The following is a 26655-nucleotide window of genomic DNA, read 5'->3' on the forward strand; positions in this document are numbered from 1 at the left end:
GCCAACTCAGTTTAGACCGCCTTTGATCAAGCTATGCAGGCGTAACAGAGGCTGACTGAACTATTGGTTGCGGTTCCGGGCAGATAAACTGGATGTCCAGTTCGAACAGTTTGGACCGTTCTTCCAAAAAACCTGCAGATTGTGAAATGATGATTTTTGCGGCCAAAGATGTGAATATGGTTTCATAGAACAAGGGGCTCGTTTCCCCGATGATCGTCTTGCTTGCGCCGCCTTCCATCAATGGCTGCAGCTCTTGTTCGAGCACTGTTGCAAGCGCACCAGCAGGGGCTTTTCGCTCATGCGCAGGGCATGTAGCCCGTAAATGACAAACGCTGCGAGAGCAAAGAAAAACCTAATTCCCGTCACTCTGGCAGAGTGTATTCCACCAGCTCGGTGCGTTGCAGGGCTTTGAAGTTGTTGTCCGACACCATGGTGGCGCGCAACAGGCCTTTGGCGTCGCGCCAGACGGACAAACCTTCGAGGTTGTCATGCACCCCGGTGCTGCTTTCCAGCAGGGTGACTTCGTTTATCGCGCCCTGTTCGGTGATATCCCAGCGGCGCAAGCGGCTGCGAAAACCGATAAAGACAAAGTTGCGTTCCAGCAGATAGAAACGGCCGTCGGGGCCAAAATCGGCACCAACAGGCAAGAAACCTCCCCGTCGGGGCAGGGTGAAGGGCTGGCTCCACTGCGCTCCGTTCCAGCGCCAGACAGGGATCTCCCCATCGGCATTCAGCGCGTTTTCGGGCATGGTGTACAGCCGTCCCTGGGGGTCAATGGCCAGGGCTTCCAGGGATTTGTTCAGTGGTAAGCCGCGAAACTCATTAGGGCGGGGCAGGACACGGGCACGGCTGGCCTCGGTTTGGTGATGCACCACCCGGGACAGTCCTTCGAAGGAAATATAGAGCGAGCCATCCGGCGCCAGGGCCAGGCCTTCGCTGTCCATGATCCGACCCAACAGCTGTCGCCCCTTGGAGGTGCGCAGATGTTGGGCACTGCGCAGGGTGATCTCTGAGATCTCGCCGTCCTGTCGATGGATATCGGCACGGGCCACATGGGCGCGATCACTGAGAACCACCATCTGCGCCCCATCCGCCGAGAGCTCAATCCCGGAGAACCCCCCAAACCAATCGGGGCTTGCCCGCCAGGTATAGCTGCCTGCCAGTTGCGCGGTGTTGTGCTGTCGGTCCAACCGGGCCGCGGCAAAGGCTGCCGCCGCTGCAATGAGGCCGGAGGCCAGAACAAGGCCACCGACCAGTTTCCTACGCTTCATGGTGTTTATGCTCAGTTAGATTGCAAAACGGCGGCGCATTGTTTGGGCAGGTCCGTCAGGGTGTATTCGCGGCGGGGTTTGGGGGCCGGAGCATTTGGATCTGCCGGTTTTGGCGGCGGAGGGCTCAAGATGTCATTGACCCATTTTTGTGCAGCGTCACAGCCGTCACCGCGTGGTGGGCGATCCTGATCAACGCAGCCTCGGGCGCCCCTGGGGCAGGCCAGACGCACATGGAAATGGTAATGGTGTCCCCACCAGGGACGGATTTTGCGCAGCCAGCGCCGATCGCCCTTGGCGTCCTTGCACATCTGTACCTTGGCGCCGGGAAAGACAAAAATCCGCGCCACCCGTTTGTCCTGTGCTGCGGCCTTGATGATCTCGTGATGGGCGCGGGTCCAGTCTGAATTCACATAGGCGCCGTTGTTGCGCCGCATCGAGATAGAGGAGATCTTTTCGCGCTGGGCGCGGCTATAGGTCAGCTTGTTCGCCGGGCGCATCCAGATATCAATATCCAGCCCCACCTGATGGCTGCGGTGCCCTGACAGCATCGGGCCACCACGGGGCTGGCTGATGTCGCCAATATAAAGCCCGTTCCAGCCGGGCTGACGTGCGGCAAATTTGCTGAGCTTTTCGATAAAGCTGATGGTTTCGGGATGGCCCCAGTTGCGGTTGCGGCTCAGCCGCATGGCCTGCCAGGTGGCGCCGGTTTCCGGCAGCTGCACCGCGCCGGCGACGCAGCCCTTGGCGTAGGAGCCATAGGGGGCCGGCGCCTGTTGCGATCCGGTATCCTTGGCACCAAACAGCTGCTTGGCCGGGGTGGCGGCGCTGGCGCCACTGAGCGCTGCAAAGATGAAACAAAAACTCGCTACAAGCAGTCTCAAACCTGATCTCCTTCTGCCTTGACCCGGTACAATACGATCAATCCGAGGATAAACAGAAAAATCACCGGGCTAATGCCCAATCGTGCGCTACCTGTCAGGGTTGTGGCAACCCCAATTAGCCCAGGCGCCAAAAAGGCGGTGGCGCGCCCGGACAAACCATAGAGCCCAAAGCTCTCGGTTGCCTTTGCAGGGTTGGTATGACGCACCATCAGGCTGCGGCTGGCGGCCTGCAAGATTCCGCCGAAACCACCGATCAGCATGCCGCAGCCAAAGAAGATAGCGTCCGGCAGCTTGGAGCCCGTCGCCAGCTCGATGCCAAACAATGCCTCACGCGACATGTTCACCACGGTTAGGCAGACCAGCGTCAGCACCAGAATCGCGGCGACGATCACGGGTTTGGGGCCAAACCGTTTGTCGGCCATACCGCCGACCCAGCTAAAGGCTGCGGCGGCAATTGCAGATATGACGCCAAAGATGCCGATACTGGTGATTTCCCAGTCCAGCACCAGGCTGGCATAGACGCCGCCAAAGCCATAAAGCCCGTTCAGCGCATCCCGGTAGAGCATCGATGACCCCAGATAGCGGGCCAGACTGCCGCGATAGCGCAGGGCCTTGACGGATGCGATTACCAAAGAGATGGCCTGTCCCAGGGAGCCCCGCTTGCCGGTGCGGGCGTCATCTTTGACCCACAGAAAATAGGGCACCATGAAGAGAATGAACCACAGGGCGGTGAACGGCCCGACGGCGCGGGTGCCCTCGCGGGTTTCAGCATCCAACCCCAGGACCGGGTCCAGCCCGATCAGGGTTTTGCCGCTGCCCTGTTCAACAAACAGCAGCAGCATGATGAACAGCGCCAGAACGCCGCCAAGGTAGCCAAAGGCAAAGCCAGAACCGGAGATGGCTCCGACATCATCCTTGTCGCCGAGGCTGGGCAGTTGCGAATTGGCAAAGATCAGGGCAAATTCCGCACCGATGAAGCCAAAGCCAAAGGTCACCAACATCCACCACAGGTTGCTGCCGGCTGGATCTGAATACCAGATTCCCCAGGCGCCGAGCGCATACATCAGCGAAAAGCCGATCAGCCAGGGCCGTTTGCGTCCGGAAATATCCGCCAATGCGCCGATGAAAGGCGCGCCAAAGCCGATCATCAACCCGGTTACGGTCATCCCGATTGACCACATGGTCTGCGCCTGGGCCTTGGCGGCTTCTGGGGCCAGGCCCTCTCCCAAATAGTAATTGGCAGCCACAGCGGCAAAGAAGGGGCCAAAGACAAAGGTGACCAGCAGTGTGTGATAGGGCTGGCTGGCCCAGTCAAAGAACCACCAGCCCCAAATACGCTTGCGCGATGAAATATTGCTCATGTGTTCCTGCCTGTGCTCACCGATTTGTTATCTGCGATAAGACAGGCACTTAGGTCCCTAGGCAAGGGGATCTTGCATGGGCGGCCAGGGACGTTGCGCGTCCGCCGCGCGCCAGGCGTCAATCCAGTCGGGCATTTCCAGGCTGGGCAGGTCAGGATGGCCCATGGCCTTGAGCACGCGGGCAGGGGGCACGATGCCGTTTTTGTCGGTCAGCGCGGTGCGCAGCATCACGTGGCTGGCGCAGGTGCCGTCCTTTTTCCACATGCTTTGTTCCAGGTAGATGAACTTATCATCCCAGGCCACGGCCCGGCTGCGCATCTCAAACCGTTCAAAGCCGCGAATGCGCTGGCGAAACCGTACCGTGGTACCGGCCACGGTCATGCCCCAGCGGTTTTGCCGCAGGGTGGTGATCAAGCCAACCCGTTGCGCCAGCATGGTGCGCCCCAGATCATACAGCGTCATGGCGCGGCCATTGTTCAGCTCCAGCCAGAAATCCAGATCCCAGGGCCAGCAGATATGGCTGGAGACATGGGTCTCGGTCAGAGCCAGCGGCGCCATACGGCGCGCCTTGAGCAGGTCTTTGATCAGGCGGACAATGGGAAACATCGGCATTACTTTCTTTGCGCATTGTGCCCCTCTTGCCACCGATTAACCAATGGTCAACCGCAACCTCGCGGAAGCCTTGCACATGGGCACAGGGCTGCTTACCTGTAAGGCTGCTATTCCAAAGAGGTAAAGAATGCTCTCTCTGTTCCAAATTCTGCTGCTGATCCTGGACATCGTCTGGTTCTTTATTATCGCCCATGTGATCATGAGCTGGCTGATCAATTTCCAGGTGCTGAACCTGCAACAGCAACTGGTTGGCCAGATCTGGTACATGTTGCAGCGCATTCTTGAGCCGCTTTATGATCCGGTGCGCCGTATTCTGCCCAATATGAGCGGCATTGATCTGGCGCCGCTGGTGGTGCTGATTGCGGTCTATGCGCTGCGTATCATCATCCAGAACAACATGGTCTATTTCTTATAGTCAGGGCGCTGTCGGTCAGGTCGTTGCCCCGCCGCTTGGCTGGGCAGCTCTGCCGTAGCTAAGCGCTGGTTTCAGCGATTGACGCGCGTAAAAGTCGAGGGGTGAGGCATAAAGCTTTGCCCCTTGCTCTTGTCGCCCGAATCGACCTGTGGGATTGTACCGCTTAAATCAGAGCAGCCGCCCCCAACGAGGTCCCACTCCATGACAGCCGCGCCAGCGATCCCCGAGCCGGAAAGCACCGCTAGTCCGCTCCTGCGTGAGATTTTTGGCTTTGACGCTTTTCGTCCCGGCCAGGAAGAGATCGTTGATGCGGTGACGCGTGGGGAAAACGTGCTGGCGATCATGCCCACGGGGGGCGGCAAATCACTGTGTTTTCAGCTGCCCGCGCTGCAACGGGCCGGCATCACCGTGGTGATCTCGCCGCTGATTGCCCTGATGCGCGATCAGGTACGCGCCCTACAGGCGGTCGGCGTTACCGCAGGGGCGCTGACCTCTGGCAATACCGAGGAAGAGACCGAAGCGGTTTGGCAGTCCATCGAAGCGGGCGAGCTGAAGCTCTTGTATATGGCACCCGAACGTCTGGCCTCGGGCTCGACCCTGAATATGTTGCATCGTATCAATGTCAGTCTCATCGCGGTGGATGAGGCCCATTGCGTCAGCCAGTGGGGCCATGATTTCCGCCCGGATTATCTGCGCATCGGTGAGCTGCGTCAGGCGCTGGACGTGCCCCTGGCCGCCTTTACCGCCACCGCCGATTCCGAGACCCGCGAAGAGATCGTGCGCAAGCTGTTTGACGGTCAGGCCCCGCGCAGCTTCTTGCGCGGCTTTGACCGGCCCAATATTCACCTGGCCTTTGCCGCCAAGGACGGTCCGCGACGGCAGATCCTTGAGTTTGCAGCGGCGCGCAAAGGGCAGTCCGGCATTGTCTACTGCGGCACCCGCGCCAAGACCGAAGACCTGGCCCGGGCCCTGCGCGATGCCGGTCATGCGGCCTGCCATTATCATGGCGGCATGGAGGCCGGGGAGCGCCGCGATGTGGAAACGCGCTTTGCCCGCGAAGATGGGCTGATCGTGGTGGCCACCGTGGCCTTTGGCATGGGCATTGATAAACCTGACATCCGCTGGGTGGCCCATGCGGATCTGCCCAAATCAATCGAGTCCTATTATCAGGAAATTGGCCGCGCGGGCCGTGATGGCGCCCCGGCAGAGACCCTCACCCTGTTTGGATCAGATGACATCCGCCTGCGCCGCAGCCAGATCGACGAAGGCCTCGCCCCACCCGAGCGCCGCGCCGCAGACCATGGGCGGCTTAACGCGCTTTTGGGGCTGGCCGAGGCCCTGACCTGCCGCCGTCAGACATTGCTGGGATATTTCGAGGAAGAGGCCGCGCCCTGCGGCAACTGCGATCTTTGCGACACGCCGGTGGAGGTCTTTGATGGCACCACAGCGGTGCGCAAGGCGCTTTCGGCGATCCTGCGGACCAATGAAACCTATGGCGCCGGGCATCTTATTGACATTCTGTATGGCAATGAAACCGACCGGGTGCGGGAAAAGGGCCATAGTGACCTGTCGGTCTTTGGCTGCGGCAAGGAATACAGCAAGCGCCAGTGGCAGGCGGTGTTCCGGCAAATGATGGGCCATGATCTGGTGCGTCCCGACCCCGAACGCCACGGTGCCCTGCGCATGACCGAGGCCGCCCTGCCAGTGCTGAAAGGCGAGGCGCAGATCTCCCTGCGCAAGGATACCATCAAATCGGCGGAGCGTCGTCCTGCGGTCAAGATGCTGGTCTCGGAAGAAGACGCGCCGCTGCTGTCGGCGCTGAAGGCCAAGCGCCGTGCCCTGGCGGAGGCGCAAAAAGTGCCCGCCTATGTGGTGTTCAACGACAAAACCCTGATCGAGATGGCTGAAACCCGCCCCGCCACGCTGGACCAGATGGCGCGGATCGGGGGCGTCGGCGCCAAAAAGCTGGACCGCTATGGCGATGAGTTCCTGGAGGTGATCACCGGCGCGGTGGAGCAGCTGCACCCCCAGCGGCGCAAGTTGGCCAATCGGGCCGGGGCGGGCTCGACCTATGATGCCTTGATGGAAGCACAGACCCAGTTGATCCGGGGCGATTGCGGCACCCTGAAACCGCTGAGCTGCCCGGCGGCCCTGCTGGCGAAACTGACCCAAATGCGGCCAGAGGATGAGCGCGGCATAACCATGTTGTTAGGCGAACGCCGGGCCGAGAGATTCTTGCCCGCCTTTCTGGACGTTTTGCGCCAGACTGACTAAGTCTAACGGGAAACAAAGCGGAAACAAAAGGAGCGCGCGATGCTGGTAGTGGTATCCCCGGCCAAAAAGCTGGATTGGTCGGAGCGGGATCAGGAGATGAGCTTTCCTGCCTTTCAGGATGATGCCATCGCTCTGAATGCCGTGGCGCGTGCGCTCACTGTGCCAGAGCTGATGAAGCTGATGCATATCAGTGAGGATCTGGCCAAGCTGAACTATGATCGGTTCCGCGATTTTGCTGCGGATCCACAGGCTGCGGATCTGCGCCCTGCGGCGCTGGCCTTTGCCGGCGACACCTATCAGGGGCTGGAAGCTGCCTCGCTGGAGCCCGACGAAATGGCCTGGGCACAGGATCATTTTCGCATTCTGTCTGGTCTGTATGGCCTGCTGCGGCCGCTGGACGCAATGCAGCCCTACCGGCTGGAAATGGGCTCGCGGCTGAAAAATCCACGCGGCAAAAACCTGTATGAATACTGGGGCAGCCAGATCGCCGAGGCGCTGAATGCCCAGGCCGAAGCGGTCGGGGCCAAGGTCCTGGTGAACTGCGCCAGCCAGGAGTATTTTGGCGCAGTGGATCTGAAGGCGCTCAAACCGCAGGTGGTGACGCCGGTCTTTATGGAAGACAAAAACGGCACCCCCAAGGTGGTCAGCTTTTATGCCAAACGCGCCCGTGGGGCGATGGCGCGCTATGTGATCCAGAACCGGATTGCTGATGCCTCGGCATTGCAGGAGTTTGACAGCGGCGGATATGTCTATCAGCCACAGCTGTCAGAGCCGATGAAGCCGGTATTTCTGCGTCACGCGGCGGTGTGAGGCGCTGACCCTAGGCGGCTGAGGTGACTTCGATGGACTGAAACGCCTGCGTGGTATGTTGCAAAATGCGCTCCAGAATAACCGCCTTGCGCAGGGGCTTGGTCAGGTAATGATCCAGCCCGGCGGCAAGGATGCCATCGGAATCGCCGCTCATCGCATGGGCGGTCAGGGCAACGATCGGCACATGGCGCCCGGTTTGGGCTTCCAGCTTGCGGATCTCGCCGGTTGCCTCTTTGCCATCCATTTCCGGCATGGAAATATCCATAAAGATCAGATCCGGCTCAAAGGACTGATACAGCGCCACCGCTTCGACGCCGTTATTGGCAAATTGCAGTTCGATGTTGAAATCCTTGACCATCTTGCGGAAAACCAGCTGGTTGGTCCTGTTGTCCTCGGCCGCCAGAATGCGCATCTGGCGTGTCCCGGGATCGTCAGGTGCCGACAGCTGCATGGCGGCATTGTCGGCTGCATAGGCCTCTTCCAAGGTCTGGGAAGCGGCGTCGGTCTCTGCGTCTGCCCCTGTCTGGTCTGTCAGCTCTGTGGCGTCGGTTGCTGCCAATCCGGTCCGGTCGGGTTTATCGATGAGCGCATTGCCGAGGCTTTCAAGCTTGGAAAACAATTCATCGCGTGGCGTTGGACGCGGCAGAAGGTCCACCTTGAGGTCCAGAATTTCATTTTCGGAGTATTCATGGGGGTTGCTGCACAGCATGACCATTGGGAGGCTGGCCCATTTGCTTTGCCGCAATTGGCGCGCCAGTGCGAGCCCGCCGCCACCGGCAATGGCATGATCGGCCAGAATCAAATCGACGCCGATATTCATTTTTGCCAAGGCTGCAGAGACGCTGTCCGCGATTGTTGTCTCTACGCCCAGCAGCATCAGCTGGCGTTGCAGGATTTCGCTGTTGAGGGTGGATTCGTCCACCAACATAATATGGCGCAAGCTTTTGGGCAGTTTGGGCGTTGCACCATGGGAGCCTTCCACGATCGGCAGGGGAATGCGGAAGCCAAAGCAGGAGCCTTTGCCTTCGTCGCTTTCGACCCAGATCTCGCCCTCCATCATTTCAATCAACCGCCGCGAGATTGCCAGCCCCAGACCGGTGCCTTCAAACTTGCGATTGCGCTCATCTTCGACCTGGTTGAACTCCCCAAACACGTGGTCGATCTTTTCTTCCGGGATACCAATGCCGGTGTCTTCTATCATGCAATGCACCGCGCAGATGCCTTGGTCATGGTTGAAAATTCCGGTTACCCGCAGGGTTACATGGCCCTCGTTGGTGAACTTGACCGCATTGCCGGCAAGATTGGTCAACACCTGACGGATGCGCCCTGGATCACCTACAAACTGTGTTGGCAGGAATAGGTCATAATCCACCAGAATCGACAGTCCCTTGTCCCGTGCGGTGGGCTGCAGCAGCATGACAATTTCGTGGATGCAGCGCTCCAGATCAAAGGCTTCTTCGTGTAGCACCAGTTTGTCGGCTTCGATCTTGGAATAGTCGAGCACATCATTGATGATCACCAGCAGCGCTTCGCCTGAGTTCTTGATGGTGGTGGCGTAGAGTTTTTGTTCGTCATTGAGCGTGGTGTCGTTCAGCAACTCGGCCATACCGACCACACCGTTCATCGGCGTGCGGATTTCGTGGCTCATATTGGCCAGGAACGCCGACTTGGCGCGGTTGGCGGCTTCGGCACGTTCACGGGCGTTGCGCAGTTCTTCTTCGTAATGCACCGACGAGGTGATATCGAGCGCCAGACTCACCACATCGCCCCCGTGCCCCCGTTGGTCAATGAGACGCAGATAGCGATCATCCCACATTTGGATGATCACGGGATCCGGTGACATCGACAGCCAGCGCTCGCTCATCATTGCGCGCCAGGCGTCCGGCTTCATATCACCGGTGTTGACCAGGCCTTCGTCGGTCAGGATCTGCAAAATGCGCATGTAAGAGATGCCCGGCGTGACCTCCTCCAGCCCGTCAAAAATATTGAGATAGGCGGTATTGGCACCGATGAGCTGACTGTCGGCGTTGAAAAAGGCAAACCCGTCCTGAAAGGCCTGGATCGAATGCCAGAGCCGCCGCTCTGCTGTTTCGATCTTTTCATTGGCCATGCTCAGGTCTGATTTTACCTTGGCGTTTTCATCCCGCACGGTGGCCACTTCGGCCTGGGTTACCCCAATCTGTTTAGTTAGAGCCAGAGCGTGGCGGCCAAGTTTGCGATTCGCAGCTGAGAGTTCGGCCTGCTTGAGTTCAAGCAGGCGCTCTGCCGCCAGTCTGGCCCGGCGCTCTTCCGCGATTTTGTCAGCAAGGCTCATCCCTGCAGGCTCCAACAAATACAACAAACAGTCCCCCAAAATATGGGGGGCGACAGTCGGGTGAAAATACAAAGGTCGTAGCAACAGTCTTACGCGTGAACTTCTTGCTATGATGTTAAGCTCGTGCCAGCCTGTGCTTGATTTAGGAGGGCGCTATGCCAGTTTGTTTTATTCAACGGTTCACCTTTTTTCTCCACGCATTTTGCCAGCGTGTTTTCGTCTGGACAGGGCGGCCTGCATACAGCGACCCGCAACAGCGGCAGCGAGCGGCCGTCATCGCGCATCTTGCCCTTGTGCTGATCACTGGGATTTCAACGGGTTTTGCAACTGCGGCGCAGGCTGATTCCGTTATCCCGCCGCAGCGCTATCAGGGCTTTATGGATACCGATTATTACGGATCGGATCTGCAGGCGCTGTTTGATACGGATCTGGCATCGTGTCAGGCGGCCTGTAGCGCCCAGGACAGCTGCGCTGGGTTCTCCTACAATAGCCGTTCAAACGCCTGTTTTCCAAAGCAGAACATGCAGTCGGCGTCGCAATTCGTCGGGGCGATTTCGGCCCTGAAGCAGGATCAGCCTGCTGCTCTTTTGGCCCAGGGCGCCGCACGGGCCAAGCGCTTGACCAGCCTGCGAGACGCGGATTTCAAAAATGCCTACCGGATTGCTGCAGAGATGGGGCGCCAGTTCCCGTCCGAGGGTGCGGCATTGGAAGACATGGTCGCGGCGGCGCGGATTCAGGCGCGGGGCGGCAATACCAAAGGCGCACTGCGGTGGTTGGCGCAGGCGGTTGCGCTGAGCGATGAAGCCGGGCTTTGGGCGGAATATTCCGCTGTGCTGCTGCGCCATAGCGATAATCAAAGCGGCTCCTCTGCCAAGCGGGAGGCGCGGAAACAGGCGCTGGCGGCTGGTCTCAACGCCTATCTGCGTGCCTCCTCCGGTGAGGTTCAGGTCAACGGTTTGGTTGCCGCTGCACGGGCGCTGGAAAAACTGGGACGGGGGCGGGATATGCTGCCGCTGCTGCGGTTGGCCGAAGAGATTGCACCGCGCCGGGATACCGCCCGGCTGCTGGACCGGATGATCGAAAAATACGGCTTTCGCGTCACCGACAGCCGGGTGCAAAGCGACAGCGCCACGCCGCGTCTCTGTGTTGAGTTCTCCGAACCCCTGCTGCTGAGCGGCGTCACCTATGAGGATTATCTCAAACTGTCAGCGCCAGGAATCGTCGCCACTGCCGAGGGTCGGGAGCTTTGTGTCGAGGGGCTGGAACATGGTCGCCGCTACCAGATGACCCTGCGCAGCGGTCTGCCTGCGGGCAATGGCGATGCGCTGATCAAGGATGTGGAACTGACCCATTACATTGGCGATCGCAGCCCGGCAGTGCGGTTTCCGGGGCGAGCCTATGTTTTGGCCAAGACCGATCAGGCGGCGCTGCCGGTTGAAACCGTAAACCTGACGGAGCTCACCCTGCAACTGCGCCGGGTCAGTGACCGGAACCTGCTGCGCAGCCTGCAAGAGGGCTATTTTGGCCGCCCCCTGTCGCAGTGGCAGGAAGAAGATTTTGCCCGCGACATCGCCGAAGAGGTCTGGAGCGGCACCGCAGTGGTGCAAAACACCCTGAACCAGGACATGACCACCCGTCTGCCCCTGGCCGAAGCCATTGCCGACCAGCCGGTGGGGATTTACGTGCTCTCGGCCAGCTACAAGGGCGCTGACCCCTATGAAGATCCCAGTGCCAACCAGTGGTTTGTTCTGACTGATCTTGGGCTCAGCACCATGTCGGGCAGCGACGGGCTGCACGTTCAGGTGCAGGGGCTGTCTGATGCCAAGCCGCGCGCCGGGGTCGAGGTGACGCTGATCTCCAATGCCAATGCGGTGCTGGGCACAGCCACAAGCGACGCCACCGGCTATGCCCATTTTGCACCGGGTCTGGCCCGGGGGCGCGGCGGCTCGGCTGCGGCGATGATCCAGGCGCAGGTCATGGGCGCCACAGAGGTTGAGGATTTTGCCTTCCTGTCGTTGAAAGATGCCGCCTTTGATCTGTCCGACCGTGGTGTCGAGGGACGGCCCTCGCCGGGGCCGGTGGATGTGTTTTTGGCCACCGACCGTGGGGCGTACCGCGCCGGGGAGGAGATCCATGTCACTGCTTTGACCCGCGACAGCGCGGCCCAGGCGATCCAGGATCTGCCGCTGACTGCGATACTCACCCGGCCTGACGGGGTGGAATACAGCCGTCATGTGTCAACCGGGGGAAACATGGGGGGCCATGTCTTTGGCCTGCCCGTTGGCAGCACCGCGCCACGGGGCACCTGGCGGCTAGAGATCAAGAGCGATGTCAAAGCGCCTGCCCTGGCCAGCCGTCAGATCCTGGTCGAAGATTTCCTGCCCGAACGTATAGATTTTGACCAAAGCATTGCCAATTCCGGCAATCTGCGCCCGGGTGAATTTGCCCAGCTGGATATCTCTGCGCGCTATCTCTTTGGCGCGCCGGGGGCGGATCTTGGCATTGATGGGGATCTGCGCCTGCGCCCGGTCAGCACTCTGGCGAAATGGCCCGGCTATCACTTTGGCCGCTATGATGCGCCCAATGACAGCCAAAGGAACTATTTTGGCGGCGACAAGACGGATGCCAGTGGCGCGGCCCGGCTTACCGTTGAGCTGCCGGTGGTCGAGGCCACGGGTCAGCCCTTTGAAGCCTCACTCACCACCCGACTGACAGATGGATCGGGCCGCCCGGTTGAGCGTCGGATGGATCTTCCGGTCAGCCCCTCGGGGCCGATCCTGGGCATCAAACCACTGTTTGACGAAGTGGTCGCCGAGGGCACCGAAGCCGGGTTTGAACTGGTGGCCCTGTCGCCGGATCAGCAGCCGATGCCCATGCGGGTGAAATGGAGCCTGAACCGGATCGAGACCCGTTATCACTGGTATCAGCTTTATGGCAATTGGAACTGGGAGCGCAGCACCCGCCGCAAAAGCATCGCCACGGGCGAAGCCCTGCTGGGGGAGACACCTGTTCTGCTGTCGACCCCGACGGACTGGGGCCGCTATGAACTGGTGGTTGAGCGGCTGGATGGCGATTACGTCGAGGCGGCTTTGGATTTCTACGCGGGCTGGTATGCCCCCGCCGATGCTTCGGCCACGCCGGACCGGCTGGAGATGTCCCTGGATGCCGACAGCTATCAGCCCGGCGATACCGCCCAGCTGCGGCTGGTGCCACAAAGCGCCGGCACGGCGTTGATTTCGGTGCTGTCGAACCAGGTGATCGAACGCCACGCGGTTGAGGTCGAGGCCGGCGAGGTGCTGGTGCCACTGACCGTCACCCAGGACTGGGGCAGCGGTGCCTATGTCACTGCGATGATGCTACAGCCCCTGACCGGCAAGACCAGCCGCACTCCAACCCGGGCGCTGGGGCTGGCCCATGCAACCATCACCCAGCCGGGACAAGAGCTCGAGGTTGCCATCGAGGTGCCCGAGGTAGCCCGCCCCCGCAGTACCGAGACGGCGCAGATCAAAGTCACTGGCGCCAAGCCGGGGGAGCAGGTCTGGCTGACGGTGGCGGCGGTGGATCTTGGCATTCTCAACCTCACCGACTTCAAAAGCCCGGATCCCAGCGCCCATTATCACGGTCAACGTCGTCTGGGGATGGAGCTGCGCGACATCTACGGGCGGTTGATTGATCCGGGCAATGGCGCCTTGGGGCAGCTGCGCTCTGGCGGCGATGCAGATCGTGGCATGCAGATGCAATCGCCGCCCCCGACGCAGGATCTGGTGGCCTTCTTCTCTGGCGCGGTGCAGGTCGATGCCAGCGGTATGGTTGCGTTCCCGATGGATCTGCCTGCCTTTAACGGCACCGTGCGGCTGATGGCCATGGCCTGGTCCGGGGCTGCAGTTGGCCAGGCCGAGGCCGATATGCTGGTGCGCGACCCGGTGGTGGTTACGGCCTCCTTGCCGCGCTTCCTGGCCCCTGGGGATCAAAGCCGGATCAATATTGAACTGGTACACGCTGATGGCCCCGCCGGAGAAATGACCCTGCTGGCGCAGTCTCTGGGCGCCGGGATCACCCTGGGCAATCTGCCGGGATCAATCACCCTGGGCGACCAGGGCAAGGCGGTGCTGGAGCTGCCGGTCACGGCAACAGCTGTGGGCGACCCCGAGGTGATCCTGTCGCTGATTACCCCAGATGGCAAACACCTGAGCCAGGTCTTGCGCCTGCCGGTGCGGGCCAATGATCCGGTGCTGGCCACTACCCGCCGGTTCACCCTCAACAAAGGCAGCAATTTTGAGCTGACCGAGGATGTCTTTGCCGGGCTCAGACCGGGCACGGCACGGGCGGTTCTGTCGGCGGGACCACTGGCAAAATTTGACGTGCCGGGACTGCTCGCAAGCCTTGATCAGTATCCCTATGGCTGCACCGAGCAGGTGACCTCCAAGGCGCTGCCGCTGCTCTATCTGTCTTCGGTGGCGCAGTCGCTGGGGTTGGGCCGCGGGCCGCAGGTCAAGGAGCGGATCCAATCGGCGATCCAGCGGGTGTTGACGCGTCAGGCCAGCAATGGTGCCTTTGGTTTGTGGCGGGCCGAAAGCGGTGATTTCTGGCTAGATGCCTATGCCTCTGACTTCCTGTCGCGGGCGCGTCGGCAGGGCCACCAAGTGCCAGAGGCCGCCTTTGTGCGGGCGATGGACAATCTGCGCAACCGGCTGAACTACGCCTCTGATTTTGATGAGGGCGGTGAAGACGTGGCCTATGCGCTGCTGGTTCTGGCCCGCGAAGGCGCGGCCTCCATGGGTGATCTGCGCTACTATGCCGATGTAAAGGCACGGGCCTTTGCCACACCTTTGACGGCGGCTCAGCTGGGCGGCGCGCTGGCGGCCTATGGCGATCAGCGCCGTGCCGACCGGATGTTTGCCCGCGCAGGCGAGCTGTTGCAGCGGGCCGAGCAGGAAGGTCCGGTCTGGCGGGCGGACTATGGCACCCAGCGTCGCGATGCGGCGGCGGTTCTGGCCTTGATCACCGAGGCGGGGTCGGATGTGATCAGCGCCGAGACGCTGAGCACCCGTGTCAGCACAAACACCACCCGGATGTCGACGCAGGAATCCGCCTGGACGCTTTTGGCGGCCCATGCGCTGATCAAAAACCCCGAGAGCTCGGGGATGTTGATCAATGGCCAACCCTCAGACGGGCCCTTTGTGCAGATAGATGGCGGCCAGAGCCTGCCTGATATGTCGATCACCAGTGCCAGTGGCGCGGTAACGGATCTCACCCTGACCACGCTGGGGGTGCCTGAGGTGCCACCAGCTGCCGGCGGTTATGGCTATACGATTACGCGCAGCTACTACAGCCTGGAGGGGCAGGAGCTGGATGGCACGGCCTTTGAAATCGGGGATCGTTTTGTCACCGTGCTGCGGGTCACGCCCCATGAGACCGTGGGGGCGCGGCTGATGATCAGCGATCCGCTGGCCGCCGGGATCGAGATCGACAACCCCAATCTGTTGCGCTCGGGGGATCTGCGCGATTTGGCCTGGCTGAAACCAACCTCAGCAGAACATGCCGAGTTCCGCAGTGACCGGTTTTTGGCGGCGATTGATCTGTCAGGACGCAAAACCGCAACGCTGGCCTATATCAGCCGCGCGGTGACGCCGGGTACCTTCCATCGTCCGGCCGCCCAGGTCGAGGATATGTATCGCCCGGCCTACCGCGCCCATACTGCTGCGGGCTCGGTTGTGATCCGGTGATCCGCCGTCTGAAGGCAAAGGCGCGCTTGGCTGCGCCTTTTGCCAGGCTCTTAGCTGGGCATTGGCGAAGACGCAGGGGCGGATCGGGCTGGGGGCTGTGGCAGCGCGGCTTTGCCTTGGCCCTGCTCCTGGCGGTCGCCGGGGCGGGGCTGCAGCGCTTTGACCAATGGATCGCGCAGACGGCTCTGCCGGTGACGCTAGCGGAAACCTCAACCGAGGTTCTGGACCGCGACGGGGCGCTCATGCGGGTCTATCCGGTTGGCGATGGCATCTGGCGCATGGCGCCGCAGCTGGCGCAGGTGGATCCGGATTTCATCGCCATGCTGATCGCCTATGAGGACAAGCGGTTTCAGACCCATGCCGGGGTGGATCCCCTGGCCATGCTGCGGGCGGTGGGGCAGGCGCTGTGGCATGGGCGGACCATTTCGGGGGGATCAACCCTGACCATGCAACTGGCGCGGCTGCTGGAGGATGGCACCACCGGAGCCTGGGCCGGCAAGCTACGTCAGATCCGTCTGGCGCTGGCGCTGGAGCGCCGCCTTTCCAAGCAGCAGATCCTGGGGCTCTATCTCACCCATGCGCCCTATGGTGGCAATCTCGAAGGCATCCGCGCGGCGAGCTATGCCTGGTTTGGCAAGGCCCCCAACCGGTTGACACCCTCGCAGGCGGCGCTGCTGATCGCGCTGCCGCAATCGCCCGAGCGCCGCCGCCCGGATCGTGCCGCTGGGGCCGCCGCGGCAGCGCGGGATCGGGTCTTGGCGCGGCTGGCGCAGGCGGGTCTGCTGACTGGGGCGCAGGTTGCGGTGGCGCAACAGGCGCCCCTGCCGCGCCGGATGCAGGGCTTTCCCCGGCTGGCGCCGCATCTGTCGGATCGGTTGTTGGCAGCGCGCCCCGGGGTCTCGCGTCTGGCGGTGACCCTGGATGCACAGGTGCAGGCCAAAATGGCGACGCTGGTGGCAGAGGCCGCCCGCAAGGCGGGTCCACGGGTTTCTGCGGCGTTGTTGGCGGTGGATCATCGCAGCGGCGAAATCCTGGCCTCGGTTGGCTCGCCCTCTTACGAGGACAGCGCGCGTCAGGGGTTTGTCGATATGACCCAGGCGCAGCGCTCGCCGGGCTCGACCCTGAAGCCGCTGGTCTATGGACTGGGGTTTGACTCCGGCCTGGTCCACCCCGAGAGCCTGATCCATGACGGCCCGGTGGATTTTGATGGCTATGCGCCGCAGAATTTTGATGGGCAGTTTCGCGGCGACCTGCGGGTGCGTGAGGCGCTGCAACTGTCCCTGAACATCCCGGTGGTCCGGCTAACGCGAGAGATCGGCCCGGCGCAGCTGTTGGCGGTGATGCGGCGTGGCGGCGCCACCCCCAAGCTGCCAGGTGGCAAGCCCGGATTGGCCATCAGCCTGGGCGGTATTGGCACCTCGCTACAGGATCTGGTGCAGCTCTATGTTGGTATTGCCGCCGGTGGTCAGGGGCCGCAGCTGCGGGCGCTGCAGAGCGCCGGAGCCAAAGATCTGCCCCGGATGATGTCCGAGGTCGCCGCCTGGCAGCTGGGAGATATCCTGCGCGGGCTGGCGCCGCCGCCCGGTGCCCGGGCCGGGGTGCTGGCCTATAAAACCGGAACCTCCTATGGCCACCGCGACGCCTGGGCGATTGGCTGGGATGGGCAGCATGTGATTGGCGTCTGGCTGGGGCGGGCCGATGGCACCCCGGTGCCGGGGGCTTTTGGTGGCGATCTGGCTGCGCCGGTGCTGTTCGAAGCCTTTGGCCGTCTCAAGCCCGAAACTGCGCCACCGCCGCCACCACCCGCCGCCACCTTGATCCTGGGGGCGGCAGAGCTGCCGCTGCCGCTGCGCCGGTTCCGGCCGCGGGATGCGGTTTTTGCCCAAAGCGCTGCCGCACCGCAGGTGCTGTTTCCCCCGGATGGGGCCGCCCTAGCGCTGGAGGGCGCGCCGCTGGTGGTGAAGCTGCGCGGCGGCACTGCCCCCTTTGCCCTGTTGGCGGATGGTCGGGTTCTGGCCAAGGGCCAGCGCCGCCGCGAGTTTGAAGTGCCAAATCCGGGGCCGGGCTTTGCCAATCTGGTGGTGCTGGATAGCGCCGGTCATAGCGTCAGTGTTGACGTCGAAATCGACAGGTTGCTTCATTAGCCCGCACGCGATCTGCCCCTTGCCTTTGTTCTCTTGCGGCTTGCTGGGAAAGGCCACACGGTCTGCTAGCGGCGTCCCTCGCGCAGCCAGCCGGCAATGATCAAACCCGCTGCCAGCAACAGGCCCAGCCAGGCTGGCAGCAGCGTGGTTTGGGATACCGATCGGGTCTCATAGGCGGCGCGTGGCGTCAGCCCGATCCAGCCGCGCCCCGAGGCGGGACGACCAGCGCTGACCTCGCGCAGGCGCGGCAGCCCGTCTTCCAGGGCCATGGCGCCCCCACGCAGCGGCGCCAGCACCGGGGCCAAAAGATCCGCTGTGGCAATGGTCTGTTGGAATTCGCGCGGCGCGGCGGGGCCGAGGCCAACAACCGTATCGACTGCGCCTTCGCTCAGCCGGTAGAGCCCGGGTTCAGCCCCGGTATAGCTGACCTCCCACAGGCCCGGCGCGCGTTGCTGCATCTGCAGGCTGGTTTCGCTGCCATCCGGCGCCGTCACGGTGAGCGCGCCTGCGGTGCCACTCATCCGGCGGCGAAACACCTGCATGGTCTGTCCGGTGACCTCTGCCCAGAGCATTTCCTCTTCCAGCTCGGGCTCTTTCATCATCCAATGGGCCAGCCGGCGCAGCAGTTCCAGCTGTGGTCCGCCGCCCTGATAGCCCCGGCTCCACAGCCAGGCATGGTCCGAGGCCAGCAGGGCCACCCGCCCGGCGGCGACCCGGTTCAGCACCAGCAGTGGCCGGGTCTCGACACCTTGCATCAGGACATGGCCCTGGGGTGCGGCAACTTCGATCTGGCGCAGCCAGCTGCCCCAGTGCGGCTCGTTCTCTTTCCCCGGCGGTTCCAGCCCTGCGGTGACGGGATGGCGATGGCCCAGCTCGGTGACTTTGGGGCGATAGGCCTGCTCCAGCACCCGTGCGGTTGGGGCTGCGGGCAGCACCCGCGCCAGCGGCGAGCGATAGATCGAATCGGCACTGGCAAAATCCGGTCCTGCTGCGATCAGAACCGCGCCGCCCTGTTCCACATAGTTGGCCACATTGTCGAGATAGATCGCCGGCAGGATGCCGCGCCGCTTGTAGCGGTCAAAGATAATCAGATCAAAGTCGTCAATTTTTTCCAGAAACAGCTCGCGGGTGGGAAAGGCGATCAGCGACAGCTCATCCACCGGCACCCCGTCCTGTTTCTCAGGTGGCCGCAGGATGGTGAAATGCACCAGATCAACCGAGCTGTCGGATTTCAACAGATTGCGCCAGGTGCGCCCGCCGGCATGGGGCTCGCCCGAGACCAAGAGCACCCGCAGCCGGTCCCGCACGCCGTTGATCTGCACCAGGGCGGCATTGTTGCGATCGGTGAGCTCCCCCGGGATTTCCGGGGTGGCAAAGCGGATCACGTTGCGCCCGCCATGGGGCAGGGTCAGGGGCAGGTCAAAATCCACCCCAAGCGGCAGGTTAAAGCGTTGGGGCGGGCCGCCATCAATGGAGATTTCAAGCGGGGCCTGACGTTGATCCGGGGGCGGGGTGCCCTGATCTTCGATCCGCAGGGTCAGGGTGATCGGTTCGCCGATGATGGCAAAGGCCGGGGCATTGCGCAGAATCAGGCGCCGGTCCCAGTCCCCCTCTCGGCCGGTCATCAACAGATGCATCGGTGCGGGCAGATCTATGGGCTGTTCGGTGTCATGCACCTGGCCATCTGACAGGGCAATGATGCCGGCCACGCGTCCCTGGGGTTCATCCGCCAGCGCCTGAGACAGTCTTTGCATCAGCGTGGTGCCGCCGTCTCCGGGGCTGTCCTCGACGGTGATCCAGCGGGTTTCGGTATTGGGGCGGGCGTTGAGTTGGCGTTGCAACCCGGCGCGGGCCTCTGCCATCTGCGCCTGCCGGTCCGACAGCTGCTGGCTGGCGCTGTTGTCCACGGCCACCAGCACAATATCGCTGAGCGGCGCGCGGTCTTCGCTCTGGCTGAGCGGGCCAGTCAGGGCCCCCAGCAGGCAGAGCGCTGCCAGCCCACGCAGCCCCCAGCCGGGTAAGCGCCGCCAAATGGCCAGCACGATACTGGCCAGCACCAGTGCCGCCAAACCGGCAAGAACAGGCCAGGGCAGCAGCGGGTCAAAGAGTATGGTCTGTGTCATCAAATCCGTCCCTATTGTCCCAGCCGTTCCAGCAGGGCCGGTACATGCACCTGATCGGATTTGTAATTCCCGGTGAGCACATGCATCACCAGATTGACGCCAAAGCGATAGGCGAGTTCCCGTTGGCGCTCGCCGGCATAGCCGCGGCCCACGGGCAGCATCGGCCTGCCATTGGTATCCACCGCCCAGGCCGCAGCCCAGTCATTGCCGCCAATCACCACCGGCGTCACCCCGTCGTTCAGATCGCGAAAGGGAATGCCCTCAACCTGTTGGGCATCTGCCGGCGCGGCCTCAACCCAAAGCGCGCCGCGTGGGTGGCGGCCGGGGAAATCCTGCAACAGATAGAATGCGCGGGTCAGCACGTGATCGTTGGGCAGCGGCTCCAGCGGCGGGATATCCAGCGGCAGGGCCAGTTGCTGCAACCGCTGCGCTGCCGGGCTGGCGCTGCCACTTGCCGGGCGCCCGGCGTCGCGGGTGTCAAACAGGATCATGCCGCCGGATCCCAGATATCTGTTAAGCCGCGCATAAGCCTCCCCCGAGGGCAGCGGCTGGCTGGCGGTGACGGGCCAGTAGAGCAGCGGATAGAGCGCCAGATCGTCGCGCTCCAGATCAATGCTGACGGGGGGAGATGGCTCGACAGAGGTGCGGAAGAACAGCGTGTCTGACAGGCCGCGCAGCCCCGCCAGGGCAATGCGGTCGGTCTTGGCCTCCCCGGTAAGCACATGGGCCAGGGTGAGCTCTCCGGCGCGGATGGCATGTTCGTCCTGGGTGGTATCTCGGGCTGTATCCTGGCTGGTTTGGGCCTGGTTATTTTGGGCCTGGCTGGTTTGGGCCTGGCTCGCAGTGGGCCAGCCTGCGGCCATGCCCAGCCCTGCCCCCAGGACCAGAGCAATCATGGCAAGGCTTTGGCGCCGCGCCAAAAGGCCACTGATCAGCAGTGTCGCCACCACATCGAGGCTCAGCAAGAGGAGCGCCAGCCCCAGCAGCAGCCCGGCCAGCGCCTGCTCCTGGTTGCTGTGGTATCCGGCCTGGGTCACCTCATTGCCCCAGCTGGCGGCGGTCAAGACAGCCCCCTGAGCCAGCGTGTTGCGCGCCAGACTGCGGCTTTCGCTTTGGTACAGGCCGGGGGGCAGCGCGGGTCCGGTTGGCAGGTCAATCAGGTCAGGTCCAGCCACCCCCGACAGGCGAGAGGCGTCGGCGTTGCGGCCAAACCCGTCCAGAATGGTGAGGGGACGCCAGGTGGTGCCTTCCAGACTTTGTGCCTCTGGTGGTTTTGCGGCTGACGACACCGCCAGCCGTTCCAGCATGCGCACAAACAGACCCGACAGCGGCAGGCTGCTCCATTCGGCATTGGCGGTGACGTGAAACAGCACCACCTGTCCCTGTCCCAGGGCCTTGCGGGTTACCAAGGGCGTGCCATCGTCGAGCGCGGCAATAACGCGGGCGGCGAGGCTGGGATCGGGCTGCGCCACCACCTGCGACGAGACCGAGACCTCAGCCGGGATAGTGAGACCAAAGAAGGGCGAGCCTTCGGCAAAGGGCGCCAGGGTTTTGGGCTCTCCCCAGCTCATGGCGCCACCGATGCTGCGCCCGCCAATGCGCAGCCGCACCGGCATCAGCAGCTCTTCGCTGTCGCGGGCGGTGTCGCTGGAGGCCAGGCGCGGTCCGGCAAACCGCAACAGCAAACCGCCCGCCTCGACCCATTCGGCCAGTGCGTCCTGCAGGTCCGGGGCGATGCGGGCCACATCGGCCAGCACGATCACATCCGGGTTGGCGGGCAGAATGTCCCCCAGGCTACCCTCGATCAGCTCGGCTGTGGGTTTCAGCGCTTGGCGCAGGTAGTGCAGCGACGACAACAGCGCCAGGCCTTCGTCCGGGGCACCGGATGAAATCAGCGCCACTTCGCGCCGTCGCAGGCTGTCATCGCTCAGGGCCACCGCCCCGGCAGAGCGCTGGTCTGGCAGCTCAAACCGTTCAATCCTGGCACGCAGTTCTGCGGGTAGCGCCAGTTGCAGGCTGGTGCTGGTGGCCCCTGGTTCAAACTGCGCGGTGACCTGGGCCAGGGTGCGGTGGGTGCCACCGGGATCGCGGCCACGGGCCAGCACCTCAACCGATTGGGCGCCCAGCGTGGGGCCACCGGGGGCGCTGCGCAACAGCGAAATCTCCAGCGCGCCGTCTTTGGCAACAGGTGGCAACAGCCCCAGGATGGGCAGACCAGAGGAGATCACCGTGACGGCGCCATGGCTGGACAGGGCCTCTGTGATGTCCTGTTGACCCGCATAGGCCAGTCCATCGCTGAACCAGAGGCTGTCAAAGCGCTGGTCGCTGGCAGCCAGATGGGCTGTGGCGGCGTCGATCTGATCCGCCGAGGGCTGCCAGGGCTGCGGCAGCAGGCCGGGCAGTTGCTGTTGCCAGGTTGCGGCGGCCTGAAACTGCAGCGCCTTGGGGGCGGTAAGCTGCAACAGCGCCACGGGGCGGTTGGCGCGTCCGGCCTCTTCCAGGCGGCTGCTGATCTGTTTGCCGGTTTCCTGCCAGTTGGTCGCCCCGGCCCAAGAGCCATCAAGCACCAGGACCAGCGGACCGGATCCTGCGGTGTCGCGGGTTGGGTTCAGCACCGGACCGGCAAAGCCCAGGATCGCCGCCGCCACCGCCAAAAGCCGCAACAGCAACAGCCACCAGGGGGTGCGGTCGGATTGGCTGTCCTTATCCGACAGGCCCAGCAGCAGCGTCACGGCGGGAAAGATCTGTTTCTTTGGCGCCGGCGGCACCGCCCGCAGCAGGATCCACAGCAGCGGCAGCCCCAGTAGTCCCAGCAACAGCCAGGGCGCAGTAAAGCCAAGCCCAGCAATCATCGTCATAGCTGACCCCGATCCATCGCGTGATAAAGCCACATCAAAGCCGAGAGCGCAGGCGTATCGCTGTGATGCTGGCCGATGCGCCAGCCTGTGGTGCGGCACAGGTGCTCCAGCGCGTCCCGTCGCTCGGCCAGACGGTCCAGATACTGCTGCCGCAGAGAGGCCGCCTTGAGGGTCTCATGGGACAGCGCGCCGGTGACGCTTTCGAACCGGGTGCGGCCCGCAAAGGGAAAGCGTTCCTCGGCCGGGTCCAGCACCTGCAGCAAAACGCCATGTACGCCGCGATCTGCGGCTTTCGACAGGGCGTGCTCCAGCGGTTCAAAAGAACCCAGGAAATCTGAAATGAACAGGGCGCGGGCATGGGGGGCCATGGCGCGATGCTCGGGTGGGGCATAGTCCTGGGCATCATCGGCGCTGAGCGCATCACACAGGCGCAGGATTTGCAGGTTGCCACGCCGCGGCGGCAGGCTGCCACCGGTCAGGCCGACCCGTTCACCGCCGCGCAGCATCAGGATCGACAGGGCGAGGCCGATCAGCCGGGCGCGCTCGATCTTGCGGGGCAGGTCAGGGGTTGAGGCAAAGCGCATCGAGGCGCCTTGATCGATCCAGAGATGCACCGTCTGGGCGATCTGCAATTCCCGTTCGCGCACAAATTGCTGGTCCCCACGGGCGGAGCGGCGATGATCAATCATCCGGCGGCTGTCGCCCTGTTGCAGGGGGCGGTATTGCCAGAAATCATCCCCCATACCGGCCCGCCGCCGCCCGTGTTCGCCACCCAGCACCGATCCGGCCAGTTGCTGCGCCTGCACCAAGAGCGGCGGCAAAGCACTGGCAGCACTTTCGGCGCGGCTGCGCAGCTGTGCCGCCTCGGCAGAGGCGCCGACAGAGCGGCCGGTGCTTGAGGGCGCGGCGGGCTGGCTCATGCGGCGATCCCGTTCTGGGCCAGATCCGCAGCGGTCTGCGCGATGAGATCACTGAGACTGTCACCGCGTGCCCTGGCGGCAAAGCTCAGCTGCATGCGGTGGCTCAGCACTGGCAGCGCCATATCGAGCACGTCTTCGGCATTGGGGGCCAGGCGGCTGTGCAGCAGGGCGCGGGCGCGCACCGCCAGCATCAGGGCCTGCGCCGCACGGGGGCCAGGACCCCAGGCAACGGTCTGCGCCACCCGATCCGAGACGCCGGGCTCTTCGGGGCGGAAGGCGCGCACCAGATCCAGGATCATCTCCACCACTGATTCGCCCACCGGCATGCGCCGCAGCAGCTCTTGCGCGGCGATCAGCTCGGTGGCGGAAAACACCTGATGGGCGGCGCCTTCCTCGGTGCCGGTGGTGGTCAGCAGGATATCGCGTTCGGTGTCGCGGGTGGGATAGGGCACGTCGATCTGAAACAGAAAACGGTCCAGCTGTGCTTCGGGCAGGGGGTAGGTGCCTTCCTGTTCGATCGGGTTCTGGGTGGCCAGCACGTGAAAGGGCAAGCCCAGAGACCGGTCAGCGCCTGCAACCGTCACTTGGCGTTCCTGCATCGCCTGCAGTAGCGCCGATTGGGTGCGCGGGCTGGCGCGGTTGATCTCATCCGCCATCAGCAGCTGGCAGAACACCGGTCCGGGCAGGAACCGAAAGGCGCGGCTGCCATCGGTGTTGGTCTCCAGCACCTCGGAGCCGAGGATGTCAGCGGGCATCAGATCCGGGGTGAACTGCACACGCTTGCCATCCAGCCCCATGACGGTGGACAGGGTTTCAACCAGCCTGGTTTTACCCAGGCCGGGCAGCCCCACCAGCAAGCCATGGCCGCCACAGAGCAGGGTAGCCAGGGTCAGGTCCACGACCCTTTCCTGCCCGATGAAACGGCGGGTGATCGACTCCCGTGCCAGTTGCAGCTTGGCTTCCAGAGCTTCAATCTGGATCAGCAGATCGTCAGGTTCGGACATGACATTCCTTTCACGGCGCATATATGCTCTTACTGTATCGCGGTTGAGGGAAATGGCAAAAGCAATGAGTGGACAAAAATCTGTGACACCATCGGCAGATGGCTTGGCGGCTTCGATCAAGGCAGCAGGCGAAGCCGGGGGCAAGTCTGGGGCTAAGGGCGGATTACCGCCGGTGCATCTGTGGAACCCGCCCTTTTGCGGCGATCTGGACATGCGTATCGCCCGCGACGGCACCTGGTTCTACCTTGGCACGCCCATTGGCCGCTTTGAGCTGGTCAAACTGTTTTCTTCGATCCTGAAGCGTGAAGATGGCAAATATTTTTTGGTGACCCCGGTCGAGAAGGTCGGCATCACCGTTGATGATGCGCCCTTTGTGGCGGTGGATTTTGAGGCAAGCGGTGAGGGCGACGCCCAGGAACTGCATTTTACCACCCATGTGGGCGATCAGATGCTGGCAGGGCCTGACCATCCGATTCGGGTTGAGCGGGATCCGCAGACCGGTGAGCCTTCGCCCTATGTCTTGGTGCGCAGCGATCTTGAAGCGCTGATTGACCGCAAGAGTTTTTACCGGCTGGTGGAGCTGGGCTGCCACCATGAGGGCTGGTTTGGTCTGTGGTCGGGGGGACGCTTTTTCCCGGTGATCCCGTCAAAGGAATTGCCCTGAGCTACCTGCGGCTGTGAGCGGCGGCGCCGGTTAGAAAAAATGCAGTGTTTTCTCTGCTTGGCTGCAAGGCCGCGATAGGGCTAGACCACTGGCGACGACAGACAGGAGGTCTCTGACATGCCAAGATTTGCGGCAAATATCTCAATGCTCTTTGCTGAGCTGCCCTATCTTGATCGTTTTGCGGCGGCGGCCAATGCCGGGTTCAAAGCGGTAGAGATCCTGTCTCCCTATGAGGTTGCCGCCAAGGAAACCCAGCGGGCCTTGTTGTCCAATGGGCTGGAGCTGTTGCTGATCAACGCGCCACCGCCAAATTACACCGGAGGTGTGCCGGGCTATGCGGCCCATCCCGGCGGCACGGACCGGTTTCAGCGCGATATCCGCCGGGTGCTGCGCTATGGCGAGGTGCTGAATGTGGGCCTTATCCATGTGATGGCGGGCTATGCCAAGGGCGATGAGGCGCGCGATGCCTTCATCAACAACCTGCGCTGGGCGGCGGATTTTGCGCCCAAGCAGCGCTTTACCATCGAGCCGCTGAATGCCGGCGATCAGCCAGGGTATTTTCTGGATGATTACAATCTGGCCGCTGAGATACTGGAGGCGGTCAACCGGCCCAATGTCGGGCTGCAATATGACGCCTATCACGCCCAGATGATCCACGGCGATGCCGCCCAGGTCTGGGAAAGTTTTGGCTCAGCGGCGATGCATGTGCAGATTGGTGCTGCCCCCAGTCGCTGTGAACCGGGAACCGGACCTGTTGATTTTGCCGCCTTGTTTCAGGCCATAGATGACAGTGGCTATGGGGGCTGGGTCAGTGCAGAGTATACCCCATCGACTTTGCGGACCGAGGATAGTCTGAGCTGGCTGCCTGAATAACAGCGGGCTTATGACTGCGGGCTGTGGGTACTTTGGCCTGCACATAAGAATTGCGGCACTGAAACCAGTCGGTTCTGCTCCTGTACTGGTTGGATTTCTCCTGCCGGGATTGATGTGCTGGATCGTTGCGTGAGTGTCCTTCAAAACGGTTGGGGCGAGGGGGGTGTGGCCTGATCGGCAGAGGGATGAACCCCTCACTCCAGGAAATGCGGAGTCATTGCCAGAGCTTCGCTGGGCCTTTGTCAGACTTTTGCTACATCTTTGTCGGGCCTTTGCCGGGCCGGTGGTGCTCCCGCCAATTCCGAGACATCCTTTGGATGTCCCTCTATTGTTGGGCTTGGCGCCGCGCTGACGCGCGGCGCAGACAGATTTGCTGAGATGCGTTTCAGGGGCAGGTCTGCCCTG

General features: G+C 62.7%; 17 protein-coding genes. 7 read left to right on the forward strand and 10 right to left on the reverse strand.

Features of this window, described 5'->3' with window-relative positions; translation table 11 throughout:
- Positions 1–31: 31 nt before the first annotated feature.
- The 5 genes from N1037_01920 to N1037_01940 form a co-directional block, all read right to left on the reverse strand.
- Positions 32–265 (reverse strand): hypothetical protein, encoded by a 234-nt coding sequence (locus N1037_01920; protein UWS79801.1) that lies wholly within the window; start codon positions 263–265, stop codon positions 32–34.
- Between the two features lie 97 nt (positions 266–362).
- The gene (locus N1037_01925) at positions 363–1271 is read right to left on the reverse strand and encodes an esterase-like activity of phytase family protein (protein UWS79802.1); all 909 of its coding nucleotides are present in this window, start codon (positions 1269–1271) and stop codon (positions 363–365) included.
- 11 nt (positions 1272–1282) lie between these two features.
- Positions 1283–2152, reverse strand: coding sequence for a penicillin-insensitive murein endopeptidase (gene mepA, locus N1037_01930; protein UWS79803.1), 870 nt, complete (start codon positions 2150–2152; stop codon positions 1283–1285).
- On the reverse strand, positions 2149–3513 hold the full coding sequence (locus N1037_01935) for an MFS transporter (protein ID UWS79804.1): 1365 nt from the start codon (positions 3511–3513) through the stop codon (positions 2149–2151). Before N1037_01935 ends, mepA begins: the two co-directional genes overlap by 4 nt.
- Before the next feature lie 57 nt (positions 3514–3570).
- Entirely contained in the window at positions 3571–4119 is a 549-nt protein-coding gene (locus tag N1037_01940; GenBank protein UWS79805.1) for an acyl-CoA thioesterase, read from the reverse strand.
- 133 nt (positions 4120–4252) lie between these two features.
- Between N1037_01940 and N1037_01945 the strand changes: the two genes are divergently transcribed.
- The 3 genes from N1037_01945 (at position 4253) to yaaA (ending at position 7624) form a co-directional block, all read left to right on the forward strand.
- The gene (locus tag N1037_01945; GenBank protein ID UWS79806.1) at positions 4253–4540 is read left to right on the forward strand and encodes a YggT family protein; all 288 of its coding nucleotides are present in this window, start codon (positions 4253–4255) and stop codon (positions 4538–4540) included.
- A 201-nt stretch (positions 4541–4741) separates the two neighbouring features.
- A complete protein-coding gene (recQ, locus tag N1037_01950; protein ID UWS79807.1) occupies positions 4742–6814 on the forward strand; it encodes a DNA helicase RecQ in 2073 nt (690 codons plus the stop codon).
- A 39-nt stretch (positions 6815–6853) separates the two neighbouring features.
- The gene (gene yaaA / locus N1037_01955) at positions 6854–7624 is read left to right on the forward strand and encodes a peroxide stress protein YaaA (GenBank protein UWS79808.1); all 771 of its coding nucleotides are present in this window, start codon (positions 6854–6856) and stop codon (positions 7622–7624) included.
- A gap of 10 nt (positions 7625–7634) precedes the next feature.
- On the opposite strand, the gene N1037_01960 is transcribed toward yaaA, so the two are convergent.
- Positions 7635–9938, reverse strand: coding sequence for a response regulator (locus N1037_01960; protein ID UWS79809.1), 2304 nt, complete (start codon positions 9936–9938; stop codon positions 7635–7637).
- 377 nt (positions 9939–10315) lie between these two features.
- On the opposite strand from N1037_01960, the gene N1037_01965 reads away from it, so the two are divergent.
- Together N1037_01965 and pbpC are read left to right on the forward strand one after the other, a co-directional pair.
- On the forward strand, positions 10316–15664 hold the full coding sequence (locus N1037_01965; protein ID UWS81293.1) for an alpha-2-macroglobulin family protein: 5349 nt from the start codon (positions 10316–10318) through the stop codon (positions 15662–15664).
- A 116-nt stretch (positions 15665–15780) separates the two neighbouring features.
- Positions 15781–17808 carry a penicillin-binding protein 1C gene (gene pbpC / locus N1037_01970; protein UWS79810.1) on the forward strand — a complete coding sequence of 676 codons (2028 nt, stop codon included), beginning with the start codon at positions 15781–15783 and terminating at the stop codon, positions 17806–17808.
- A 65-nt stretch (positions 17809–17873) separates the two neighbouring features.
- Here pbpC and N1037_01975 read toward each other — a convergent pair whose 3' ends face one another.
- The 4 genes from N1037_01975 to N1037_01990 are packed head-to-tail and all read right to left on the reverse strand — an operon-like array spanning position 17874 to position 24713.
- Entirely contained in the window at positions 17874–19931 is a 2058-nt protein-coding gene (locus N1037_01975; protein ID UWS79811.1) for a hypothetical protein, read from the reverse strand.
- An 11-nt stretch (positions 19932–19942) separates the two neighbouring features.
- The gene (locus tag N1037_01980) at positions 19943–22789 is read right to left on the reverse strand and encodes a DUF4159 domain-containing protein (GenBank protein UWS79812.1); all 2847 of its coding nucleotides are present in this window, start codon (positions 22787–22789) and stop codon (positions 19943–19945) included.
- Positions 22786–23709, reverse strand: a complete 924-nt coding sequence (locus tag N1037_01985) for a DUF58 domain-containing protein (GenBank protein UWS79813.1) — start codon at positions 23707–23709, stop codon at positions 22786–22788. The genes N1037_01980 and N1037_01985 overlap by 4 nt, the downstream gene beginning before the upstream one ends.
- Positions 23706–24713, reverse strand: a complete 1008-nt coding sequence (locus tag N1037_01990) for a MoxR family ATPase (protein ID UWS79814.1) — start codon at positions 24711–24713, stop codon at positions 23706–23708. Before N1037_01990 ends, N1037_01985 begins: the two co-directional genes overlap by 4 nt.
- Before the next feature lie 64 nt (positions 24714–24777).
- Here N1037_01990 and N1037_01995 point away from each other — a divergent pair, with 64 nt between their 5' ends.
- Positions 24778–25377 carry a DUF1285 domain-containing protein gene (locus N1037_01995; protein UWS79815.1) on the forward strand — a complete coding sequence of 200 codons (600 nt, stop codon included), beginning with the start codon at positions 24778–24780 and terminating at the stop codon, positions 25375–25377.
- A gap of 117 nt (positions 25378–25494) precedes the next feature.
- Positions 25495–26250 (forward strand): TIM barrel protein, encoded by a 756-nt coding sequence (locus tag N1037_02000; protein ID UWS79816.1) that lies wholly within the window; start codon positions 25495–25497, stop codon positions 26248–26250.
- Positions 26251–26655 lie beyond the last annotated feature (405 nt).

This window comes from Phaeobacter sp. G2 (assembly GCA_025163595.1).
Taxonomy (GTDB): Bacteria; Pseudomonadota; Alphaproteobacteria; order Rhodobacterales; family Rhodobacteraceae; genus Pseudophaeobacter.

Excerpts from the sequence above, each read along its gene's own strand:
- N1037_01940 (UWS79805.1), bottom strand. The coding sequence starts at position 4,119 with ATGTTTCCCATTGTCCGCCTGATCAAAGACCTGCTCAAGGCGCGCCGT.
- N1037_01935 (UWS79804.1), bottom strand. The coding sequence starts at position 3,513 with ATGAGCAATATTTCATCGCGCAAGCGTATTTGGGGCTGGTGGTTCTTT.
- recQ (UWS79807.1), top strand. The coding sequence starts at position 4,742 with ATGACAGCCGCGCCAGCGATCCCCGAGCCGGAAAGCACCGCTAGTCCG.
- N1037_01985 (UWS79813.1), bottom strand. The coding sequence starts at position 23,709 with ATGAGCCAGCCCGCCGCGCCCTCAAGCACCGGCCGCTCTGTCGGCGCC.
- N1037_01965 (UWS81293.1), top strand. The coding sequence starts at position 10,316 with ATGGATACCGATTATTACGGATCGGATCTGCAGGCGCTGTTTGATACG.
- yaaA (UWS79808.1), top strand. The coding sequence starts at position 6,854 with ATGCTGGTAGTGGTATCCCCGGCCAAAAAGCTGGATTGGTCGGAGCGG.
- N1037_01980 (UWS79812.1), bottom strand. The coding sequence starts at position 22,789 with ATGACGATGATTGCTGGGCTTGGCTTTACTGCGCCCTGGCTGTTGCTG.
- N1037_01990 (UWS79814.1), bottom strand. The coding sequence starts at position 24,713 with ATGTCCGAACCTGACGATCTGCTGATCCAGATTGAAGCTCTGGAAGCC.
- N1037_01945 (UWS79806.1), top strand. The coding sequence starts at position 4,253 with ATGCTCTCTCTGTTCCAAATTCTGCTGCTGATCCTGGACATCGTCTGG.
- N1037_01925 (UWS79802.1), bottom strand. The coding sequence starts at position 1,271 with ATGAAGCGTAGGAAACTGGTCGGTGGCCTTGTTCTGGCCTCCGGCCTC.
- N1037_02000 (UWS79816.1), top strand. The coding sequence starts at position 25,495 with ATGCCAAGATTTGCGGCAAATATCTCAATGCTCTTTGCTGAGCTGCCC.
- N1037_01995 (UWS79815.1), top strand. The coding sequence starts at position 24,778 with ATGAGTGGACAAAAATCTGTGACACCATCGGCAGATGGCTTGGCGGCT.
- N1037_01975 (UWS79811.1), bottom strand. The coding sequence starts at position 19,931 with ATGACACAGACCATACTCTTTGACCCGCTGCTGCCCTGGCCTGTTCTT.
- N1037_01960 (UWS79809.1), bottom strand. The coding sequence starts at position 9,938 with ATGAGCCTTGCTGACAAAATCGCGGAAGAGCGCCGGGCCAGACTGGCG.